The following is a 21,558-nucleotide window of genomic DNA, read 5'->3' as shown; positions in this document are numbered from 1 at the left end:
TTCCTTAAAGAAAAAACATTATAACACAATATTTATAGAAAGTTATCACAATTTAAGTTTTAAATAGTGTGAGTGTTTCGAAATAACCTTAAAGAGTGTTTAAGTAATATTTTTGTAAAATTGCGCTCTTAAATTACAAAAGGATATGTCCCAATGAAAAGAACATACCAACCACATAATACGCCTAGAAAAAGAACACACGGTTTTAGAGCTAGAATGGCTACTAAAAATGGTCGTAACATTATTAACCGCCGTCGTGCTAAAGGTCGTAAGAAATTATCAGTATAAGCGGGTTTAATATACTAAAGCTCCATAAAGAGTTTCAGTATATTTATAACAAAGGTAAAAACCAGCATTCAACGAATGTAGTAGTTTTTTATCTTCCACAAGATGGAATTCGCAAAGTTGGTTTTACTGCTACTAAAAAGATAGGAAATGCAGTAAAACGTAATCGTGCAAAACGTAGAATGCGTGCACTCTTTCGTGAATTTTCTGCTAATCTTCAAGACGGTAGTTATATTTTTGTTGCTAAAGCAGCAATTGTAACTGCTGATTACCAAAACATTCAAAATGATTTTAAAAAAATTCTTTCCCGTTCGAAAACTCTTGCTTAAGCTTTTGTGGCTTTACCAGAAATTTTTTACTCTTATCGGTTATGGCTCGTGTCGATATTACCCAACATGTAGTGAGTATGCAAGAATAAATTTTGAAAATAATTCACTTTTAAGTGCTTTTTATAACTCTTTGATTAGAATACTACGTTGCAATCAACTTTTTGACGGCGGAATTGATTATCCACTCCTAGATAAACTTCATTTACAGCCTTCAAAATTAGAGCTTGATTCCATAAAATATTGGTTGGTTCCCAATGAAAAGAACCGTTACTATATTATCAAAAATTTTTCATATAAAGGGTAATTTGTGTTTGAAAAAATGACACCAAATCAAAGGCTATTAGTAGCTGTACTAATCTCTATAGTATTTTTCGTAGCTTATACTGCTATTTTCCCACCGGAACAACCACAACCAAAACAAGAACAACAAACGACATCGACAGTTAAAACTGAAAAAGTTTCTGTAGAAAAAGTAAGTGGCCATGAGATCTCAGAAGCTGAAAAGGCAGATACTACTGCTTCTAATGATCTAGTTGTAATTAAAAATGAGAAGTTTCTTCTTAAAATTGACTCATTAGGGCGTATCTCTTCAAAAGAATTATTAGAAGAGAAATTTAGAGATGCTGAAAATCTTCATGCGCAAATTATTCCTGAAAACGGAACAAAACCGTTATATGTAAGATTTGTAGATAAAGCTATCAATGAAGAGGCTCTTAAAACTCCATACACTACAAATGTTTCAAATGTAGAGCTTACAAATGAAAAACCTGTAGAGGTGACATTAACACAAACATTATCTCAGGTAACTATTACAAAGTCTCTTAAATTCTATGCAGATGGACATTATGATGTAAAAATTGATACAACTGCACCTGTAAGATATTATGTATATATTGGTGATAGACCAAAAATTACTGAGCAGATGATGACGGTAGTAGGTTCAATGGTATATACGAATGATGAAGTGGCACATATTACAGAGGATGGTGAAGCTGAAGGGCGTCAAGTTTTCCAAGGTGTAGAACTTGCTTCATCATTTGACCAATATACGGCAACCATTATGTATGGATTTAAAGCTGATACAAATGTAATCGTAGAACGTGGATTTGACAATAATCCGGTTGTATATTTTGAAGCTGAGAACAATAACGAATTTCATGGATTTATAGGTCCAAAAGAGCATAAGGTATTAAAAGCAATCAACCCTGTTTTAGTAAATGCTATTGAGTATGGATGGTTTACTTTTGCGGCAAAACCATTATTTGCTTTACTTGCTTGGTTACATGGAATTTTTGGTAACTGGGGATGGGCAATCATCGGATTGACATTTATCGTTAGAGCTGTACTTTACCCACTAACACACAAAGGTATGATGGGTATGCAAAAGATCAAAGAACTTGCTCCTCAAATCAAAGAGATTAGAGAGAAGTACGGTAAAGATCCACAGCGTATGAATGCAGCAACTATGGAGATGTATAAAAAGCACGGTGCCAACCCACTTGGCGGTTGTTTACCTATGTTATTACAAATTCCCGTATTCTTTGCTATTTACCGTGTACTTTTAAATGCGGTTGAATTACAAGGTGCTTCTTGGATCTTATGGATTGATGATCTTTCACGTATGGATCCGTATTACATTTTACCAATATTAATGGGTGCTTCTATGTTCTATCAACAACGTATTACACCAAACAATTTCACGGATCCTATGCAAGAGAAGATCTTTAAATATCTTCCTGTAATTTTTACATTCTTTTTTATAACATTTCCATCAGGACTTGTGCTATACTGGTTCGTTAATAACTTATTCTCAATAGCACAACAATTTGTTGTAAATCAACAATTCAAAAATGCGAAAGACGCAAAAGCAGCTGTAGAGAAAAAAAGCGGGAAGTAAAGCATGATCAAAATTGAGTCTGTCACACTAGAGCAAGCATATCAAGAGGCTGCAAGGTCTCTTGAGTGTTCTGTAACTGAACTTGCTGTAGAAGTTGTTCAAGCACCAAGTACTGGTGTATTTGGTTTTTTTAAGAAAAAAGCAGTAATTGTCGCAGCAGTAAAAAAAGATACTAAAACAAAAGAGAAACAAACTAAAAAATCTGAACCTACAATTATAAATGATATGATTTTACCTGAGTCTTTTGTAAGTGATCAAGATGAAGAGTTTGAAGAAGATTTAGCTAGTGGGCTTGACTACACTGCGGACTATGATGATTCATATGATGAGATAGACTACAATGAAGAACAAAGCATCGATATGGATGAAGTTGTAGCAGAAGTTAAAAAAGATATAAATCAACTTTTTGCTTCTATGTGTTTTAAAATTGATGAGATTGAAGTAAGTGCATATGATAATGAAACTCTTTTAATTGAGTTTAAAGGTGAAGATGCGGCACTCCTAATCGGAAAAGAGGGATATAGATACAAAGCGTTATCATATATGCTTTTTAACTGGATTAATGCAAAATATAATTTACAACTTCGTTTAGAGATAGCGGAATTTTTGAAAAATCAAGAGGAAGCTGTAGCTAAGTATCTTGAGGGCGTATATAGTATTATTGAGCGAGAAGGTCGTGCACAAACAAAAATCTTAGATGGTGTTTTAGTACAAATTGCTTTAAAAGAGTTACGTACTAAATACCCGGAAAAATATGTTGTAATCCGTTCTACAAAAGAGGGATTAAAATATATTATCGTTAATGATTATCATTCATAATCATGGATAACGATACAATAGTAGCCATTGCCACAGCTAACGGCATAGGCTCGATTGCAATTATTAGACTTAGTGGTGACAAAGCTCTAGATATTGCAAAAAAACTCTCTAAAAAAGAAAACTTTCCTCCTAGATATGCAACTTTAACATCAGTTTATAATGCAGATGATGAGTTAATTGATGAAACGATTATTCTCTATTTTCAAAATCCTCATTCTTTTACTGGTGAAGATGTAGTAGAGATTCAATGTCACGGTGGATACATTGTAGCACAGTCAATATTACAAGCTTGTTTAGATGCCGGAGCACGCATAGCAAATGCAGGTGAATTTTCTAAACGCGCTTTTTTTAACGGCAGAATTGATCTCTCTGAAGCAGAAGCTATCTCTCAACTTATAGAAGCTAAAAGTGAAGATGCCGCAAAAATTTTGGCAAAGCAGGTTAAAGGTTCTTTAAAAGAATTTATCGAACAAGTGCGTGATGAGATTATTCATATTCTGGCATATTCAGAAGTGAGTATAGATTACGCTGAAGAAGATTTACCGGAAGATTTAGTTGAGCAGATCAAAGTAAAGTTAGAGGCTTTGAAAAAACAACTAGAACGTACTCTGCAGGCTTCAAAATCTCGTTCAGGACTTATGCAAGGTTTCAGTGTCGCCATTGTAGGTAAACCAAATGTTGGAAAAAGTTCTCTGCTTAACGCACTTTTGAACTATAACCGCGCAATTGTTAGTGATATAGCGGGAACTACACGTGACACTATTGAGGAGCAGGTGAAAATCGGTACACATCTTATCCGTATAGTTGATACTGCAGGAATTCGTGAAGCAAGTGATGAGATCGAAAAGATTGGTATTCAGAGAAGTCTTGAAGCAATCGAGCAAAGTGATATCGTCGTATCTGTATTTGATAACTCTAGAGAACTGGATAATGAGGATCGTCAAATACTTTCTTTACTTGAAACAACGGATAAGCAACAAATCCGCATAAAAAATAAAATAGATCTTCCTACAAAACTTGATCTTGACCTTGATTTTGAGTTAGAACTTAATTCAAAAGATGATGTAACTCCACTTATTAAAAAACTTGAAACAATAATGGACCAGTCAAATGTAAGTGATGAGATAATGTTGATCTCGCATCGTCAAATTTCTGCTGTAGAAGAGACAATTCAAAATATCGATGAAGCATTTATTCCTCTTGAAGATCAAGAACTTGAAATCTTTTCGTTCCATCTCAATGATGCTGTAAAATCGATGGCAAGTATCACAAGGCCTTTTGAAAATGATGAGATGCTAGATAAGATGTTCGGGTCTTTCTGTCTAGGAAAATAGTTGAAATATATTTCCATAGACCTAGGCCTTAAAAGAATAGGTCTGGCATACTCTGCACACAAAGATATAGTAACTCCACTACCTGCAATTATTCGTAAAAACAGAAATCAAGCGGCAAATGATCTCAAAAACGTGTTAACAGAGTGGGAAACAGAAGCTATTGTTGTGGGGATCCCTTTAGGTGGTAGCAGTGAAGATGAAATGAAAAGACGGATCGAACATTTTCTAAATCTTGTAGATTTTCAAGGTGAAGTCTTTTATCAGGATGAAGCTGGAAGCAGCTTAGAAGCAGAAGAACTGATGAAAGGGGAGATGAAATATATTCGTGACGGGCGAGTAGACTCTATCTCTGCTATGATCATATTGCAACGTTTCTTAGCAACAATCTAGGTGATATGCCTTTAATTAACATTTTCTAATAAAAAAGAATTAAGCAGAATGATACTAGAATGTATCTATGAAAAATGTAAGCATAGCATTTGAAACTGTTGAAGAGTTAGAATCCTTAATACACGAACATGGTATTAATGATAGTGCGCGTTTATTACTACAACTTTTTTGTGCAAGAGTTGATAGAGAGTTTATAGAAAGCTTTCAAAATTTTTTAAATCAAAAACTTCCATTATGTTCTTTGATAGGGACTACCACAGATGGAGTCATTAATGACTCTGAAATCTATTACGATACAAAAAATGTTTTGACATTCTCAATTTTTGAAGATACTGACTTAAAAACAAAATTTGTGATCCATGGCGATTCTGAAAACTGTAGTTATGACACAGGGATTGCTATCGCTTCTGCTTTAAAAAATAAAGATGTAAAAACAATTATATGTTTTGCCGATGGACTCAATATAAACGGGGAAGAGTTTGTCGATGCAATCGAAACGGTTATGCCAGATGTGATCGTAGCCGGTGGATTAGCCGGTGATAATGGTGAATTGAAAAATACCTTAGTCTTTGATCGTAAGGAGATTTCAAATCGAGCTGCTGTAGCTGTTGCACTTATTAATCCAAACCTTTTTGTAGGATCTAATTACAGTTTTAATTGGATACCCATTGGGAAAAAAATGAGGGTGACAAAGTCTGTTAAAAATAGAGTTTATGAGTTAGACGGTCAGCCTATAGTTGATGTCTATGCTAAATATATGGGTAAAGATTTAATAGAACAACTTCCGCATATAGGGATAGAGTTCCCATTAATGTTACAAAAGGGTGATGTGACAGTCGGTAGAGCCGTAATAGGTAAGAATGATGATGGTTCAATGACTTTTGCAGGAAACATAGACGAGTTTGAAATTGTACGCTTTGGAGTGGGGGATATTGAATCAATTTTAAATGATGCGACTCATACAGCAAACTCTTTATTACAAAAAAATAACTGCAGAGTGGAAGCAGTCTTTATCTATTCATGCATGGCGAGAAGACGTTTTTTAGACAAGTATGCACATAAGGAAATAGAAAGTATCTCACACTTAGGTACAGCTTCAGGTTTTTTTACCTATGGTGAATTTTTTCATTCTCAGGGGAAAAATCAATTTTTAAATGGGACAATGACATATTTGATGCTTTATGAAAATTGTGATATCAAATATAGTTTTAGGTTAGCTAAAAAAAAGACTGACACAACAATTATTAAAACGACACAACAGGTTTTGGCCAATCTTGCAAATACAATATCCAATGAGCTTGCAGAATTAAATGAGAATTTAGAACAAAGAGTACGTGAGAGTTCGACATATATTTTTAAACAGGCCTATTTTGATAAATTGACAGGTTTGCCAAATAGAATTAGTTTAATTGATTCATTGGATAACCATTTAGGTGAAACGATAGTATTAATAAATGTAGATAACTTTAGTACTATTAATGATTTTTACGGTTATAAAGTGGGAGACCAATTATTAAAACAAATTGCTACAACTGTGCAAGAGTATGCAACAGACTATAATTTTAAGGCATTTAAGTTACCAGCTGATGAGTTTGCTTTAATAGTCAATATAAAAAAAAGTAAAACTGATTTAGAGAAGTATATAAAAGAGTTGGCAGTGAAAATAGAAAAGTATGACTATACTTTTGGTGACCATAGCATTCATGTTGGAATTACAATTGCCGCAGCAGTGATAAATGCAGAAAAAACAGGTATGGTAAATGCCGATATGACATTAAAGCTTGCAAAGTCAAAAAGAAAAAGTTTTATGATTTTTAATGAAGAGTTGCATTTAGCTAGAACATATGAACAAAATATAAAAATTGCAAATAAAATAAAAACAGCTCTAGATACAGGAAATATGATCCCTTACTATCAGCCTATTGTAGATGTCCAAACATTGGAGATTGTAAAATATGAAGCCTTGGTACGTTTAAGAGATATTGATGGAACTATTTTACCTCCAAGTGTGTTTTTAGAAGCCAGCCGAAAAATTCGTTTGAATAAGAGTATAACGAAAGCGATGATAGAACAAACATTTTCATTTTTCAGTAAGAATGGCTTGGATTTTAGTTTAAATATGGATTTTGCCGATATCGCAAGTGAAAGTGTTAGAGAGTTTTTATATCAGAAACTTATTGAGTACAATGTAGCCGAGCAATTAACAATAGAAGTTTTAGAGACTCAAGAGTTTGAGGATCCTAATATTGTACTGGACTTTGTTGAAAATATTTGTAAGCACAAGGTAAAAGTTGCTATTGATGACTTCGGAAGCGGTTATGCCAATTTTGAATATGTCACGAATATTCGAAATGATTTTGTAAAAATTGACGGTTCATTAATCAAAAAAATAGATGAAGACAAAAATGCCAGAATTATTACAGAAACAATTACAGAGTTTGCAAAAAAACTTGGTAAAAAAGTAGTTGCAGAGTATGTGCACTCAAAAGAGGTCTTTGAAGTAGTAAAAGAACTAGGGATCGATTATGCCCAAGGATACTATTTTTCAGAGCCTAAAGAATTTATATAATCTTTATTTACTCATAATATAAAGATTTGTATTTTTGTCTATAACCTCAGAAAATCTTTCTTTTAATTCTCGATCGAATGTAAGTAAAAATACATTGGCATTTTTAATATTAAGACTTTTGTATTTGTTTAAAAGTACATCATCAGCTACATTCTTTCCATGGTCACACTTTATAAAATTAAATGAGTTGAGTGTTTTGCCATAATCATATAAGTTTGCTTCCCATTCAGCACGTTTGAGATAGAGTGAATCAGGATTTGCAGCAAGATAGATATTTTTATCTTGTATTTTATAAGGTTCTATGATCTCTGAAAATATGGAAGTAATCGCCGAGAAGTTTTCAATATCCCAAAAGAGATAAGATTTTTGAAGATCTTTTTTTTGCTCTTTGTTAATAAGTTTAAGACGTTTTGTAATATTAAAATGTGTATGTGCTGCATCATTTATAAAAAGTATGGAGTTTTTCAGTTTTTGTGCATCTGATGTGTTAAAGTCGAGAATCTTTCCGAGCTTTATGTAAAAATCGAGATTTTCCAGTTCACATTTTGCACCACCTTTTTGGTAGGTGCTTAGTTTTTTTAGCTTATGCTTGTTGAAAAGCAGATGTACACCCATTTGTTCATGGTTAGCATATGCCTGTTTTACCCTAAAGAAAAGATCTTTAGCGTATTTATTATGTGGTAATTCTATTTTTCCGCGAAATTTATGTTCAATTTTAATCGGTATCATTATAGAACTTTAAAAAATTGTGCAGCTTCCTCTTCGTCATCAGTTAAATTATCAACAGAATACAGGTCATCTTCTGCAATCATCTTTTTGATTTTTTCCTGACAATAGCTATACATAACTTCATAAGCATGTTTGTCATCAGCTATAAATCCTAGTCCACTGAACTGATAATGAGGTTCCTCCTGTTCAATACAAAGTAAAATACCGTCACATTTTTCTTCGATCAGCTCAACAAGTTCACGGTAAGTGATGTTGAATTCCGTAGCTTGCCAGCCAATCTCTTCTAAATCTTTATTTGAAAACTCTCCTACACCGTCACCTGTCGTATCGTCATATGAAGCACGAACTACATTAGCTGCGATAAGCTCTTGCCAATTTGAAAATGCTTTTATAAGCACTCTGTCTTCATCTTCAACAACTTGATAATTCTTGCCCAGCATCTCAGAAAGTGTGATAGGCTTTGGCGGCATTAAAGAATTAGTAGGTTGAGGAGTATGTTTTCCAAGATAGATAATTGCTTCGTTATCTGCTAAAGGAGTAAAAATTATTTCCCCTTTTGTATTGATTGCAAACTCTTTTTGAGAGTTTATAGCATTAAAGAGTTCTTGTTTATCTAGAATGATAATTTCTTTAAAAAGGTTGAATTTTTTCATAGCAAACCTCACAAATTTTTTTAGCATTATACAAGCTATGATATTAAGAGAGTAATATTAAAAATAAATCTAAGTTTAGTCTAATAAAAGTTTTACCATATTTTTTGTATAATGCGACAAATTTTTTAAGAGAAGACTCTTAAAGTCAAGGGAAAATATAATGGCATTAAACGTTTATTATGACAAAGATTGTGATATCAACATCATAAAAGGTAAAACTGTTGCGATGATCGGTTTCGGTTCTCAAGGTCACGCGCACGCTGAAAACTTAAGAGACAGCGGTGTTAACGTTGTTGTAGGTTTAAGAAAGGGTGGAAGCTCTTGGGATAAAGCTGCTGCAAAAGGATTTGAGGTTTTAACTGTTGCTGATGCAACTGCAAAAGCTGACGTTGTAATGATCCTTTTACCGGATGAAAACCAAGCAGAGATCTACGCTGCAGAGATCGCTCCAAACTTAAAATCAGGTGCTACTATTGCATTTGGTCACGGTTTCTCTATTCACTACGGAAGAATTCAACCGGCTTCAGATATCAATGTAATGATGGTAGCTCCAAAAGCTCCAGGTCATACTGTAAGAAGCGAGTTTGTTAAAGGTGGTGGTATTCCTGACCTTATCGCTATCGGTTCAAACCCAAGCGGAACAACTAAAGAATTAGCACTTTCTTACGCTTCTGCTATCGGTGGTGGACGTACAGGTATTATTGAAACAACTTTCAAAGATGAAACTGAAACTGACCTTTTCGGTGAGCAAGCAGTTCTTTGTGGTGGTGTTTCTGCACTTATCCAAGCTGGTTTCGAAACTTTAACTGAAGCTGGTTACCCAGAAGAGATGGCTTACTTCGAGTGTTTACACGAAATGAAACTTATCGTTGACCTTATCTTCGAAGGTGGTATTGCTGATATGAGATATTCTATCTCTAACACTGCTGAGTACGGCGATATGGTATCAGGACCACGTGTTATCAATGCTGAGTCTAAAGCTGCTATGAAACAAGTTCTTAAAGAGATTCAAAACGGACAATTCGCTAAAGACTTCGTACTTGAAGGTCAAGCAGGTTACCCAAGAATGAACGCTGAAAGAAATAACCTTAAAGCTCATCCATTAGAACAAACTGGTGCAAGACTTCGTGAAATGATGCCTTGGATCAAAGCAAACAAAATCGTAGACCAAGACAAAAACTAATTTTTTGTTACTTACTGCACTTCATCTGCGGATGATTTGTGCAGTCAGCTACTGTATGTAGCCTCCTTTTCAAACACATCCACATCTAAAGCACATTAAGCACAAACAAAATAACTTTACATTTTATTTTATAAATCAACTTTTCGTTATAATCTTTGAAATTAAAAAACGGAATTATTTTGGCAAAAAAGATTTTTATAACAGCAACAAATACAGATATCGGAAAAACATATACTACAAAGAAACTGATGCGTATTTTGGCAGAGAAGGGGCTTAAAGTCGGTGTTGTAAAGCCAATTGAGACAGGTGTAGAAGATGGAATATATCCAGATGGTGATGCACTGTTAGAGCTTTTGAAACAAGTAAACCCATCTGCTTGGTCATATGAAGTTACCAATATAGTACCAATCTCTTTTGAATTACCGGCAGCACCATATATAGCTTCAAACTTTGGTGTGATAGATTATCAAAAAATAGCAGATGCCATAAACGAACAAGATGCTCTATGCGATGTATTGTTAATCGAGGGTGCAGGTGGATTGTTTGTTCCGATAGATGAACATTTTATGATGATTGATTTGATCAAAGAGTTAAAGGCAGAGGCTATTTTAGTTACCCATTGTTCTCTAGGCTGTATTAATGATACTTTGGTTCACCAAAAAGCACTCAAAGATTATGGAATTAAGCATGAGGTGGTTTTTAATTGCCGAGAGGAAGAGAAAAATAGTTTTGAAACTATATCGCGTCCGTATTTTGAAAAAATATATGAAGAGGTTTTTACAACTTCAGATCTTGAAAAACTTGTTGCAAAAATAGTGTAATTTATATCACTTTAGGCTATAATACGGACACTTTTATGTGTGCAAAGGGAGCGTATGAAGCATTTAATTCGTACAGACGATTTTAGTGTCGAAGAGATAAAAGAACTGTTGGCAGATGCAAAAAGATTTAGTGACGGAAGATTTGAGAGAATTTTGCAAGATAAAATTGTAATTACTCTCTTTTTTGAAAACTCTACACGTACAAAAAGTTCTTTTGAGATCGCTGCAAAACGTTTAGGTGCAGAAGTTGTGCATCTTGATGTTGCAAAAAGTTCAACAAAAAAAGGGGAAACTCTTGTTGATACTGCAATGAACCTTGATTCAATGGGACCTCACGCAATCATCGTTCGTCACCAAAATGCAGGTGTACCTAAAATACTTTCAAATCACACAAAAGCTTCTATCTTAAATGCTGGTGACGGTGCACATGCTCATCCCTCACAAGCACTTTTAGACCTATACACTTTAACGGAGCATTTCGGTGATCTTAAGGGTAAGAAAATTGCCATTGTCGGAGATATTAAAAGCTCACGTGTAGCCAATTCAAATATTGAACTTTTAACTCGTTTTGGTATGGAAGTGATTTTAGTAGCTCCACCTCAATTTTTACCGAAAACAAATTTAAGAACAACACATCATTTAAATGAGATTATTAATGAAGTGGATGCGATTATGTCACTGCGTACACAAACAGAACGCCACTCTTCACAAAATTACGCATCACTCAAAGACTATGCAAGTGATTTCTGTATCACTGAAGAACTTGTAGGTGATCGTGATCTTATCCTTTTACACCCAGGACCAGTTCATAGAAATATTGATATTTCAGATGCAATGCTTGACGATCCGAGATGTAAAGTGCTTACTCAGGTAAGTAACGGCGTAAACATCCGTATGGCAATTTTGAAAAAACTGATAGCTGACAGTTAAAAGTTTTATGGGGTTTGAAACACTTAATCGCTTAGCAAAAGAGAAACATCCATTTCTCTTTTTAAGTGATTTTCATGGGGAAACCGTAAAAGTTTACCCTTTAGATGAACTGCATAAAGAAGATATAGAATTTCAAATAAAACACAATTTTAAGTATTTAGAACACTCTCATAGACTAAAAAAACTCCCCGTCTCTTTTGCAAATTATAAAGCTAAGTTTGAGCAGGTAATTGAGAATATCAAATCTGGAAATACATACATTTTAAATCTTACACAACCCACACAGATTGAAACTTCTTTGAGTTTAAATGAAATCTATACACTTGCAAATGCAGATTACAAACTGAGATATAAAGATGAATTTGTATGTTTTTCTCCTGAAAAATTTGTGCAGATTCAGGGGAATAAAATAGCAACTTTTCCGATGAAAGGGACTATAGATGCTTCGATCCCTAATGCAAAAGAGAAAATTTTAGCAGATGAAAAAGAGATGGCTGAACACATTATGGTCGTAGATCTTTTAAGAAATGATCTCTCAATCGTGGCAAAAAACGTTAAAGTGGAAAAGTTCCGTTATATTGATGAGATAAATACAGGGGAGAAAAAATTACTCCAGGTGAGTTCTCATATCAGCGGTGATCTGAAAGAGAATTGGCAAGAACACTTAGGGGATATTTTAAAAGCTCTTCTACCTGCAGGGAGTATTAGCGGTACACCGAAAAAAAGTACGGTAGAGTTAATTGAACAAATTGAGGGGTATGAAAGAGGCTTTTTTACCGGAGTATTTGGTGTTTTTGATGGGAAAAATTTTGACAGCGGTGTGATGATCCGTTTTATAGAAAAAACTCATGATGGGTATATGTATAAAAGTGGAGGGGGTGTGACTCTTGACAGTAATGCTTTCGCAGAGTATCAGGAGATGTTAGACAAAATTTATCTTCCTTAAGAAATGTTGGGTTATAATAAGTTAAAAAACCGAGGAAGTTATATATGTATATTGAGGATTTGAAGTTTTCATTATGGGCAGATTTTATTGAAAGAGATTTTTTAGATAATGAATTTCGTGAATTAATTGATGCAAAAATTATTAACGGTGCAACTTCAAATCCGTCTATATTTAAAAATGCTATTTTAAATTCACCCGCATATCTTTCCCAACTACAGACCTTAGAAGATTTAGAGCCAAAACAAAAATATGAAGCAGTGGCAATTTACGATATTCAAAAAGCTGCAGATATTTTACGCCCTTTATATGATAAAGGTGATGATGGTTATGTGAGCATAGAAGTTGATCCGCATCTGTGTGATGATGCAGAGGGAACAATTGCAGAAGGGAAACGTCTTTTTGCTACCATTGACAGACCAAATGTAATGATTAAAGTTCCGGCAACTGAGGCCGGATATAAAGCGATGGAAGCACTTACTTCTGAAGGTATTCACGTAAATGCTACACTTATATTTAAAAAAGAGCAAGCTATAAATTGTGCTGAAGCTTTTGCAAAAGGTGTAGCAAAACACGGTTCTAAAGTAGATACGGTAATTAGTATATTTGTTTCGCGTGTAGATAGAGCACTTGATGCGCATCTTAAAAACAACGGTATAGATGTGGCACTAAGCGGGATTTATAATACTGCGGATATTTATAGTACAATTAAAGAGATGAACGTAAAAGGATGCCGTGCTCTTTTTGCAAGTACAGGAGTAAAAGATGATTCTCTTCCTGCATATTATTATATTGAGAAACTACTTGCATATAACACTGTTAACACAGCACCAATCGAGACGATTAACGCATATGTACAAAACGGCGGAAAAGAAAAAGCGTTGCCAATTGACTCTAGCATAATTCAAGCACATTTTGATAAAATAGCTGCAGCGGGTATAGACTTTGATCTTGTTTTAACACAACAAATTGAAGATGGTCTAGAAGCATTTAAAGACGCATTTCAAGAGATTTTGGAGGCATTATGAGTAATGAAGTAGATGTAAGCAAATTAACTTTTGAACAGTTAAAAAAGGTAAGAGTTCATCTTAAAAAGATGATTGATGTTGGCGGCAGTGACCTTCATGTTAAGGCTAATGCGGTAATGCGTGCAAGAATTAACGGTGAGATGAAACAATTCTCTGGTGGAATTTTATCGAAAGAGGATGCACTTACATTTGCAAAAGAGTTGCTTAAAGGGCGTTTTGCAGAGTTCGTTGAGAAAAAAGAGCTTGACTTAGTATATCCATTTGATGAAAATAACCGTTTTCGTGTAAATATCTTTTTTCAAATGGACGGAGTTTCAGCGGTTTTTCGTGTTATTCCAGTACGTATTCCAAGTTTAGAAGAGCTGCATCTTCCTGAAGTTGTTAGAGGTTTCACAAAAAAAGAGCGTGGGCTTGTCCTAGTAACGGGTGTAACAGGTTCGGGGAAATCAACAACGCTTGCAGCTTTAATCAATGAACTGAATCTTACAAAGAAAAAACATGTAATTACAATTGAAGACCCAATTGAATTCGTTCATAAAGATAGAGGGTGTATTATCAACCAGCGTTCAGTAGGACAAGATACCCTTTCATTTGCAAATGCTCTCCGTGCTGCACTTCGTGAAGACCCGGATATCATCCTAGTTGGGGAGATGAGGGACCGTGAGACAATTAACTTGGCACTACATGCTGCAGATACTGGACACTTAGTATTCTCAACTCTGCATACGCTTGATGCAAAAGAGACGGTTAACCGTATCATTGCACAGTTCCCGACAGAAGAGCAAAATCGTGTTAGGATTTCATTAGCTGGTGTACTTCAAGGAGTTATTTCTCAGCGTCTTGTTCCTGCTAAAGACGGAACTCGTCGTGCAGCATTAGAGGTTCTTGTACGTACACCGCTTATTGAGACTTTGATTATGGAAAATAGAGATGTTGAGATCCGTGATGCGATTGAAGCAGGGAAGGACCACTATAAATCGCAAAGTTTCGATCAAGCTATTTTAGACCTTTATAATGATGGTGTGATTTCAAAAGAAGCAGCTATGGATTATGCAACAAGTGCATCTGACCTTGAACTTAAAATTTCCGGACTTACAAGCGGTAAAATTACGGGTGCTCCAAATGGTCAACATGGGGAAACTCATGAAATTACAATGGATGATGACGTATTTGACTTAAAGTAGAATTAAATCAAATTTTAGTATAATTTCGCCCATTTTATTAATTAAGGACTTCATATGTTAGAAGGTATCGTTAGAGAGAGTACTGGTAAGAAAAGTGTTAAAGCACTTCGCCGTGATGGTTATCTAATTGCAAATATTTACGGAAAAGGTTTTGAGAATATCAATGCTGCATTCAAAGAAAATGAATATATCCGTACAGTGCGCAACAAAGATTCAATTGCATTCGCTATTAAAGTAGATGGTAAAGAGATGAATGTTGTAGTACAAGCATATGAGTCTCACCCAACTACTGGTAAATTACTTCACGTTGATCTTATGGTTGCTCAACCAGGTGTTTTAACACACTATATGGTTCCAGTTGTAGCACAAGGTGACGCTATTGGTCTTAAAAACAAAGGTATGGTTTTCATTTCTAAACCACGTCTTCGTGTAAAAGCTAAAATTGAAGATTTACCAAAAGAGATCGTTGTTGACGTAACTCCTATGGATGTTGGTGATGCAAGACTTATCCGTGACTTACCAACATTTGAAAATGTTACTTACACTGATGCTGACCGTGTAGCAGTTTTAAGTGTGATCAAAGCTAAGTAAGGAATTACTAGTGCTTATAGTCGGACTAGGAAACCCTGGCCCGAACTATGAAAAAACACGCCATAACATAGGTTTTATGGTTATTGATGAACTTGTTCGCAGGTTCAATGCTTCCCAACAATCCTCTTCAAATTTTAAAGGGGACCTTTTCAAATTTAAAAATCATTTTTTATTAAAACCGCTTACATATATGAATCTTTCAGGAGAATCTGTCGTAAAAGTAAAAAACTTTTATAAAATTGATGATGTTGTTGTAATACATGATGATTTAGACTTGCCTTTTGGAACACTTCGCTTTAAATTTGGTGGTGGACATGGCGGTCATAATGGTTTAAAATCGATTGATGCACATATCTCAAAAGAGTATGCTCGTGTGAGAATGGGGATTGGAAAACCGGAACATAAAGGGGAGATTGCCTCATATGTTCTCAGTGATTTTTCTGACAAAGAGAGAGTGTGTCTAGATACATGGATTGAGCATACATGTAATGCAATCGAGTTTTTACTTACAAATCCACTCGAAGATACAAGCTCACAATATGCTAAAAAAGGTGCTATATGTTAATTTATAGATATATAGCGTTACATTATTTTAAATATTTTTTCGTTATTTTACTTGCACTTGTTTTATTTATGGTTGGCTTTGACTATATGAGCAATGCTGATGCATTATCCAAATCAGCAAACTTAACACTTATTTATTTAACATATAAAACTTTTTTTGCGATAGATACTCTTTTGCCTATTTCTCTTGTCTTTGGAATGATTGCAACAAAGATTTACCTGATTCGTTCTAATGCTTTAGTTTCAATGTATTCCCTTGGATATTCACGTGTAGATGCATTGAAACCATTTGTTCTAGTTGCTTCTTTAATTATTTTTTTATTCATTTCTGCACATGCTTTTACAAAATTTTCTCGTGCACAAGAGTATGCTTACAATATTCGTGTTCATGGGAAATATCTCAATCCTAGTCGAGACCTTTTTTTCATACATAAAGGGCAATATATCTATTTTTCTAAACTATTACCTATTCAGGAAAAGGCGATGGGAATTAGAGTTTTTGAAGTGAATAATGGCTCATTGAAAACTGTAATTATTGCAAAAGAAGCACATTATGAAGATGATTATTGGCATATAAAAAGTGCAGATATCATTACAAAGCCTGATGATTTGAGTTTTAGTTCGAAAGGAATTACAGTTGACCAAGAAAAAGACATAAAAATTCTTGATGGTTTTAGACCTAAAATGCTTGATCAGGTATATTTGGGTCAGGTGGATTTTACGATTCAAGATGCTTTTGCAGCATATAAATTACTGAGTTCTCAAGGTGTTGAAACAAGTAATATTCGAGGGGCTCTCTATAGAATTTTCATCTATCCATTTTTTGCACCTACTCTTATAGTTATTATTTTCTTTTTTGTCCCTATTAGTATACGTTTTTTAAACATTTCACTTTTTTCTTTTGGGGCGATTCTCTCAACGCTGCTTGTTTGGGGTGGTTTGTTTATGCTCATTGAACTATCAAACCATAAAACTATACCAAGTGAAGTAGGTGTCATTACTCCAATCACAATCCTCTTTCTCATTGCCCTATGGCAGTGGCGGAAACATCGTTTATCAACTTAGGCACTTATAAGCACATTTTAGATAAAATCGTCAAAAATTTATAGGAAATTTTATGATCGATTTTAAATCTTTAGCAAATGAATATCAAACACCTTTATACGTGTATGATTTTGATTATATGCAAGCACAATTTGAAGAGTTAAAAGAAGCTTTTCGCGGTAGAAAATCAATAATCGCGTATGCAGTAAAAGCAAATTCAAATTTAAGTGTCGTACAACATTTTGCAAAGATGGGAAGCGGAGCCGATTGTGTATCTATCGGTGAAGTTCGTCGTGCACTTTTAGCAGGTGTTCCTGCATATAGAGTGATTTTTTCTGGTGTGGGTAAAACTGATGATGAGATTCGTGAAGCAATAGAAAAAGATATTTTATACATCAACGTTGAAAGTGAAGCGGAACTTGGACGTGTAGCACTTGTTGCAAAAGAATTGGACAAACAGGCACGCATTAGTATCAGGGTAAATCCGAACATCGATCCAAAAACACACCCTTATATCTCAACAGGTCTTCATGATAATAAATTCGGGGTTGATTTAAATACAGCAAAAAGAATGTACATTCAAGCGAAAAATTCTGAAGATTTAGATGCTGTGGGAATCCATTTCCATATCGGTTCACAATTAACTGAACTTGATCCTATTCGTGAATCTGCTGAAATTGTAGCTGATTTAGTTCGCTCTTTACAAGCACTTGATATTGAATTGAAATTCTTTGATATCGGTGGTGGTTTAGGTATTAAATATAAAGATGAAACAACTATTAAACCATACGATTATGCACAGGCAATTTTAGGAACTCTTACAGCACTTGATATGACAATTATTTGTGAGCCAGGAAGATTTTTGACTGCTAATGCAGGTTACTTCTTGACAAAAGTATTGTATGAGAAACAAAACGGTGAGAAAAAATTTGTGGTAGTTGACGGTGCGATGAATGATCTTATCCGTCCTTCTCTTTATAGTGCATATCATGAGATTGAAGCAGTGACTGAGAGTACTGAAGAAACTAGAGAAGTAGATATTGTTGGACCAGTGTGTGAAAGCGGTGACTTTTTTGCGAAAAACTATCCACTTCCTCCGTTAAAGCATAATGATCTACTTGTGATTAAATCGGCAGGTGCATACGGTTTTGGTATGGGAAGTAACTATAACACTCGTGGAAGAAGTGCTGAAGTTGCGATCAAAGACGGTCAGGCTAGAGTGATTCGTCGTAGAGAAAACTTTGAAAATTTAATTGAACTTGAACGTGAGTTTTTAGAAAACTAAGAGAGAAAAACATTGTATTTTATAGATGTGCAAGGGACTTTGATAAGTGATGAGGATAAATCTCCTATAGAGGGAAGTCGCGAATTTATCTCATATTTAAATGAGCATAAGCTTCCTTATATGGTGATCACAAACAACACAAAAAAAGCCTCGAAAGATTTCTATAACTTTTTGCAAGCAAGCGGTTTTGAATTTGGATTTGATAAATATCTTGACCCTTTAATGCTTTTAGAAGAGAAAGTTGAGAAAGACGCAGTAGCAGCTTACGGTGCAATTGAGTTTTTGAAAACTTTGGAATCTATGGGTTATACGCTTAATTATACAAAACCAAAAACTGTACTTGTCGCAATCAAAGAAGATTTTACATCTGAAGAGTTTGCACAGATGATAGAGTTTTTACTTCAAGGTGCAAAACTTGTTGGAATGCATGAAACGTCAATCTATGCAAAAAATGGTAAAAGATATCCGGGTGTAGGTGCAGTGCTTAAAATGTTAGAGTTTGCTACAAGTGTTTCGTATGAAGTTGTAGGTAAGCCCAGTACGGCATTTTACGGTGAATCACTTATGCATTTACAAAAGCAAAATCCTGCAGCTACATTTGAGCATATCGAGATTATCAGCGATGATGTAAAGGGTGATCTCGGCGGTGCAAAAGAGCTTGGAATGAAAACAATTTTTGTAACAAGCGGAAAATATAAGACGGCAGAAGAGATAGTACCTTTTTTAGATGAAAACCTAAGACCGGATTTTGTATATAAAAATATGCAAGAGATTTTAAGCCAGCACAATTTGGAGAGAAAATGAAGACTTTAGATGATTGTAGAGTAGCGATAGATGAGATAGATACACAACTTTTAGAACTTTTAAACAAGCGTATGAAAGTTGTGGAGCGTGTTGGTGAAATCAAAGCAGACACTGGCGGTGCTATCTACAGACCAGAACGTGAAAAGGCGATTATTGAAAGACTTGCTAAACTGAGTGAAGATGAAGGTGGTATTTTAAATAAAGCTGCGATTGAGGCTATCTTTTTAGAGATTTTTGCTGTTTCACGTAATCTTGAACTTCCTGAACGTATTGCATACTTAGGACCTGAAGGAAGCTTTACACATCAAGCAGCAGAGAGTCGTTTTGGGGCAATGAGTGAATATCTTTCAATTAATTCTATAGAGTCTGTGTTTAAAACAATCGAAGCCGGACGTGCAAAATTCGGTGTAGTACCTATTGAAAATTCACGTGATGGAATTGTTGGGGAAACACTTGATCTGCTTTCACGTTCACCTATGAAAATAGTTTCAGAATTTTATATGCCGATTCATGTTGCATTTGCTACAAAAGCGGAAAAACTTGAAGATATTAAAAGAATTTATTCGAAAGATAAAGGCTTCGGGCAATGTCGTGACTTTTTAAGTGAACATGGCTTTAACGAAATCGAACTTATTCCTGTCGAATCAACGGCAAAAGCAGCTATTTTAGCAGCTGATGATCCAAGTGCCGCAGCTATTTGTTCACATATAGCCGCAAAACTTTACGGAGTACCTATTCTTTTTGAAAATATCGAAGATGAGGCAGAAAATTCTACTCGTTTTGTGATTTTAAGCGATTTTAAAAACGCTATAAGCGGTGATGACAAAACATCAATTTTAGTGCGTTTAAAAGATGCGGTAGAAGCTGGAGCACTTGTACATTTTTTACAAGATTTTGATCAGGAGAAAATTAACTTAAGTAAAATAGAATCTCGTCCGTCAAAAGATAAAGACGGTGGTTTTGGTTATTGGTTTTATATCGACTTTTATGGTCATATAGATGAAGAAAGAATTAAAAAAGTTATTGAAAAACACGCTAGCGAAGTAACATGGCTAGGATCATATGTAAAGGGTGAAAATTGAAATTTAATAAACATCTTGAGAGTATCAAGACTTATGAAGCTGGAAAGCCTATAGAATTAGTTGTACGTGAATTTGGTATTGAGCCAAAAGATATCGTGAAACTTGCATCAAACGAAAATCCACTTGGATGTTCACCGAAAGTACAAGAAGCTGTAAGTAAAATTGTAAAAAATATGGCTTTATATCCGGATGATTCAATGATCAAATTAAAAGCAGGACTTGCAAAAAGATTTGACGTAGAGCAAAAAAATATCATCATCGGAAGCGGAAGCGATCAGGTTATTGAATTTGTTATTCATGCAAAAGCTAATGAAAATGCAAAAGTGTTAGTTAACAGTGTAACATTCGCTATGTATGAGATCTATGCAAAGCATGTAGGTGCACAGATTATAAAAACTGCTTCTCAAAAGCATAATCTAGATGAATTTTACGATCTTTATAAAAAAGAGAATCCATCAATTATTTTCTTATGTACACCAAACAATCCGACAGGTGATGCTATTGATGCACACGAGATGCTTGCATTTTTGGAAAAGATTGATGAGAATACACTTGTTGTTGTAGATGGTGCATATATGGAGTATGCTCAGTATGCAGATGAGAAGAAATCGGTTGATCCTAAAGCATTAATAGAAAAATTTAAAAATGTTATTTATTTAGGAACTTTTTCTAAAGCTTACGGTCTTGGTGGAATGCGTACTGGATACGGTATTGCAGATGAATTAATCATTAACGAACTCTATAAATTACGTCCTCCGTTTAACATTACAACACTCTCACTTGAAGCAGCTTCTGTTGCATTAGAAGATGAGGAGTTTGTGAACAAAAGTATCGCTTTAAACTTTGAACAGATGAAACGTTATAAAGAGTTTGCAAATGAGCAAAAAATAGATATAATTGAGAGTTATACAAATTTTGTTACTTTATGTCTAAATAAAAACCAAAATTCGACAAAATTAGCAGACGATCTTCTAAGACGAGGAATGATCGTTAGAGATTTAGCAGGCTATGGTCTGAACGCTATTCGTGTTACGGTTGGGACAAGTGAACAAAATGACAAATTTTTTGAGCTAGCACAGCAATATTTATAGGTG

Annotated in this window: 22 protein-coding genes and 1 pseudogene; 21 read left to right on the top strand and 2 right to left on the bottom strand. The window is 34.6% G+C overall.

Features of this window, described 5'->3' with window-relative positions:
• Positions 1 to 153: 153 nt before the first annotated feature.
• The 8 genes from rpmH to P6N22_RS08810 all read left to right on the top strand — a co-directional run bounded on the left by rpmH (position 154) and on the right by P6N22_RS08810 (position 7,623).
• On the top strand, positions 154 to 288 hold the full coding sequence (gene rpmH / locus P6N22_RS08845; protein WP_280332161.1) for a 50S ribosomal protein L34: 135 nt from the start codon (positions 154 to 156) through the stop codon (positions 286 to 288).
• Positions 276 to 614 carry a ribonuclease P protein component gene (rnpA, locus tag P6N22_RS08840; protein ID WP_348542140.1) on the top strand — a complete coding sequence of 113 codons (339 nt, stop codon included), beginning with the start codon at positions 276 to 278 and terminating at the stop codon, positions 612 to 614. Before rpmH ends, rnpA begins: the two co-directional genes overlap by 13 nt.
• A complete protein-coding gene (yidD, locus tag P6N22_RS08835; protein ID WP_280332159.1) occupies positions 571 to 918 on the top strand; it encodes a membrane protein insertion efficiency factor YidD in 348 nt (115 codons plus the stop codon). Before rnpA ends, yidD begins: the two co-directional genes overlap by 44 nt.
• 3 nt (positions 919 to 921) lie before the next feature.
• Entirely contained in the window at positions 922 to 2,511 is a 1,590-nt protein-coding gene (gene yidC, locus P6N22_RS08830; RefSeq protein WP_280332158.1) for a membrane protein insertase YidC, read from the top strand.
• Between the two features lie 3 nt (positions 2,512 to 2,514).
• Complete coding sequence (locus tag P6N22_RS08825; protein ID WP_280332156.1) at positions 2,515 to 3,330, top strand: Jag N-terminal domain-containing protein; 816 nt, start codon at positions 2,515 to 2,517, stop codon at positions 3,328 to 3,330.
• On the top strand, positions 3,330 to 4,664 hold the full coding sequence (gene mnmE, locus P6N22_RS08820) for a tRNA uridine-5-carboxymethylaminomethyl(34) synthesis GTPase MnmE (protein ID WP_280332343.1): 1,335 nt from the start codon (positions 3,330 to 3,332) through the stop codon (positions 4,662 to 4,664). Before P6N22_RS08825 ends, mnmE begins: the two co-directional genes overlap by 1 nt.
• A complete protein-coding gene (gene ruvX, locus P6N22_RS08815; protein ID WP_280332154.1) occupies positions 4,665 to 5,054 on the top strand; it encodes a Holliday junction resolvase RuvX in 390 nt (129 codons plus the stop codon).
• A 67-nt stretch (positions 5,055 to 5,121) separates the two neighbouring features.
• A complete protein-coding gene (locus tag P6N22_RS08810) occupies positions 5,122 to 7,623 on the top strand; it encodes an EAL domain-containing protein (RefSeq protein WP_280332152.1) in 2,502 nt (833 codons plus the stop codon).
• Between the two features lie 3 nt (positions 7,624 to 7,626).
• Here P6N22_RS08810 and P6N22_RS08805 read toward each other — a convergent pair whose 3' ends face one another.
• Complete coding sequence (locus P6N22_RS08805) at positions 7,627 to 8,352, bottom strand: hypothetical protein (RefSeq protein WP_280332151.1); 726 nt, start codon at positions 8,350 to 8,352, stop codon at positions 7,627 to 7,629.
• Positions 8,352 to 9,005, bottom strand: a complete 654-nt coding sequence (locus tag P6N22_RS08800; protein WP_280332149.1) for a hypothetical protein — start codon at positions 9,003 to 9,005, stop codon at positions 8,352 to 8,354. Before P6N22_RS08800 ends, P6N22_RS08805 begins: the two co-directional genes overlap by 1 nt.
• A gap of 142 nt (positions 9,006 to 9,147) precedes the next feature.
• Between P6N22_RS08800 and ilvC the strand changes: the two are divergent.
• From ilvC to hisC, 13 genes and pseudogenes are all read left to right on the top strand, one after another.
• Positions 9,148 to 10,188: pseudogene (ilvC, locus tag P6N22_RS08795) on the top strand (ketol-acid reductoisomerase); the annotation flags it as partial.
• Positions 10,189 to 10,367: 179 nt separating this feature from the next.
• Complete coding sequence (bioD, locus tag P6N22_RS08790; protein WP_280332147.1) at positions 10,368 to 11,009, top strand: dethiobiotin synthase; 642 nt, start codon at positions 10,368 to 10,370, stop codon at positions 11,007 to 11,009.
• 54 nt (positions 11,010 to 11,063) lie between these two features.
• Positions 11,064 to 11,939, top strand: coding sequence for an aspartate carbamoyltransferase catalytic subunit (locus P6N22_RS08785; protein WP_280332145.1), 876 nt, complete (start codon positions 11,064 to 11,066; stop codon positions 11,937 to 11,939).
• A 7-nt stretch (positions 11,940 to 11,946) separates the two neighbouring features.
• Positions 11,947 to 12,885: an aminodeoxychorismate synthase component I gene (locus P6N22_RS08780; protein ID WP_280332144.1), complete on the top strand. Its 939-nt coding sequence runs from the start codon at positions 11,947 to 11,949 to the stop codon at positions 12,883 to 12,885.
• Between the two features lie 44 nt (positions 12,886 to 12,929).
• Entirely contained in the window at positions 12,930 to 13,910 is a 981-nt protein-coding gene (locus P6N22_RS08775; RefSeq protein ID WP_280332142.1) for a transaldolase, read from the top strand.
• Positions 13,907 to 15,094: a PilT/PilU family type 4a pilus ATPase gene (locus P6N22_RS08770; protein ID WP_280332140.1), complete on the top strand. Its 1,188-nt coding sequence runs from the start codon at positions 13,907 to 13,909 to the stop codon at positions 15,092 to 15,094. Before P6N22_RS08775 ends, P6N22_RS08770 begins: the two co-directional genes overlap by 4 nt.
• Positions 15,095 to 15,148: 54 nt before the next feature.
• The gene (locus tag P6N22_RS08765) at positions 15,149 to 15,685 is read left to right on the top strand and encodes a 50S ribosomal protein L25/general stress protein Ctc (protein WP_280332138.1); all 537 of its coding nucleotides are present in this window, start codon (positions 15,149 to 15,151) and stop codon (positions 15,683 to 15,685) included.
• A 10-nt stretch (positions 15,686 to 15,695) separates the two neighbouring features.
• Positions 15,696 to 16,250, top strand: a complete 555-nt coding sequence (gene pth, locus P6N22_RS08760) for an aminoacyl-tRNA hydrolase (RefSeq protein WP_280332136.1) — start codon at positions 15,696 to 15,698, stop codon at positions 16,248 to 16,250.
• Positions 16,244 to 17,314 carry an LptF/LptG family permease gene (locus P6N22_RS08755; RefSeq protein ID WP_280332135.1) on the top strand — a complete coding sequence of 357 codons (1,071 nt, stop codon included), beginning with the start codon at positions 16,244 to 16,246 and terminating at the stop codon, positions 17,312 to 17,314. The genes pth and P6N22_RS08755 overlap by 7 nt, the downstream gene beginning before the upstream one ends.
• A gap of 52 nt (positions 17,315 to 17,366) precedes the next feature.
• A complete protein-coding gene (gene lysA / locus P6N22_RS08750; RefSeq protein ID WP_280332133.1) occupies positions 17,367 to 18,578 on the top strand; it encodes a diaminopimelate decarboxylase in 1,212 nt (403 codons plus the stop codon).
• Positions 18,579 to 18,590: 12 nt separating this feature from the next.
• Positions 18,591 to 19,382 (top strand): HAD-IIA family hydrolase, encoded by a 792-nt coding sequence (locus P6N22_RS08745; RefSeq protein WP_280332131.1) that lies wholly within the window; start codon positions 18,591 to 18,593, stop codon positions 19,380 to 19,382.
• On the top strand, positions 19,379 to 20,464 hold the full coding sequence (pheA, locus tag P6N22_RS08740) for a prephenate dehydratase (protein ID WP_280332129.1): 1,086 nt from the start codon (positions 19,379 to 19,381) through the stop codon (positions 20,462 to 20,464). Before P6N22_RS08745 ends, pheA begins: the two co-directional genes overlap by 4 nt.
• Positions 20,461 to 21,555, top strand: coding sequence for a histidinol-phosphate transaminase (gene hisC / locus P6N22_RS08735; RefSeq protein WP_280332127.1), 1,095 nt, complete (start codon positions 20,461 to 20,463; stop codon positions 21,553 to 21,555). The genes pheA and hisC overlap by 4 nt, the downstream gene beginning before the upstream one ends.
• Positions 21,556 to 21,558 lie beyond the last annotated feature (3 nt).

The organism is Sulfurimonas sp. C5, assembly GCF_029872055.1.
Lineage (GTDB): Bacteria > Campylobacterota > Campylobacteria > Campylobacterales > Sulfurimonadaceae > Sulfurimonas.
This window is presented reverse-complemented; position numbering and strand designations above follow the sequence as displayed.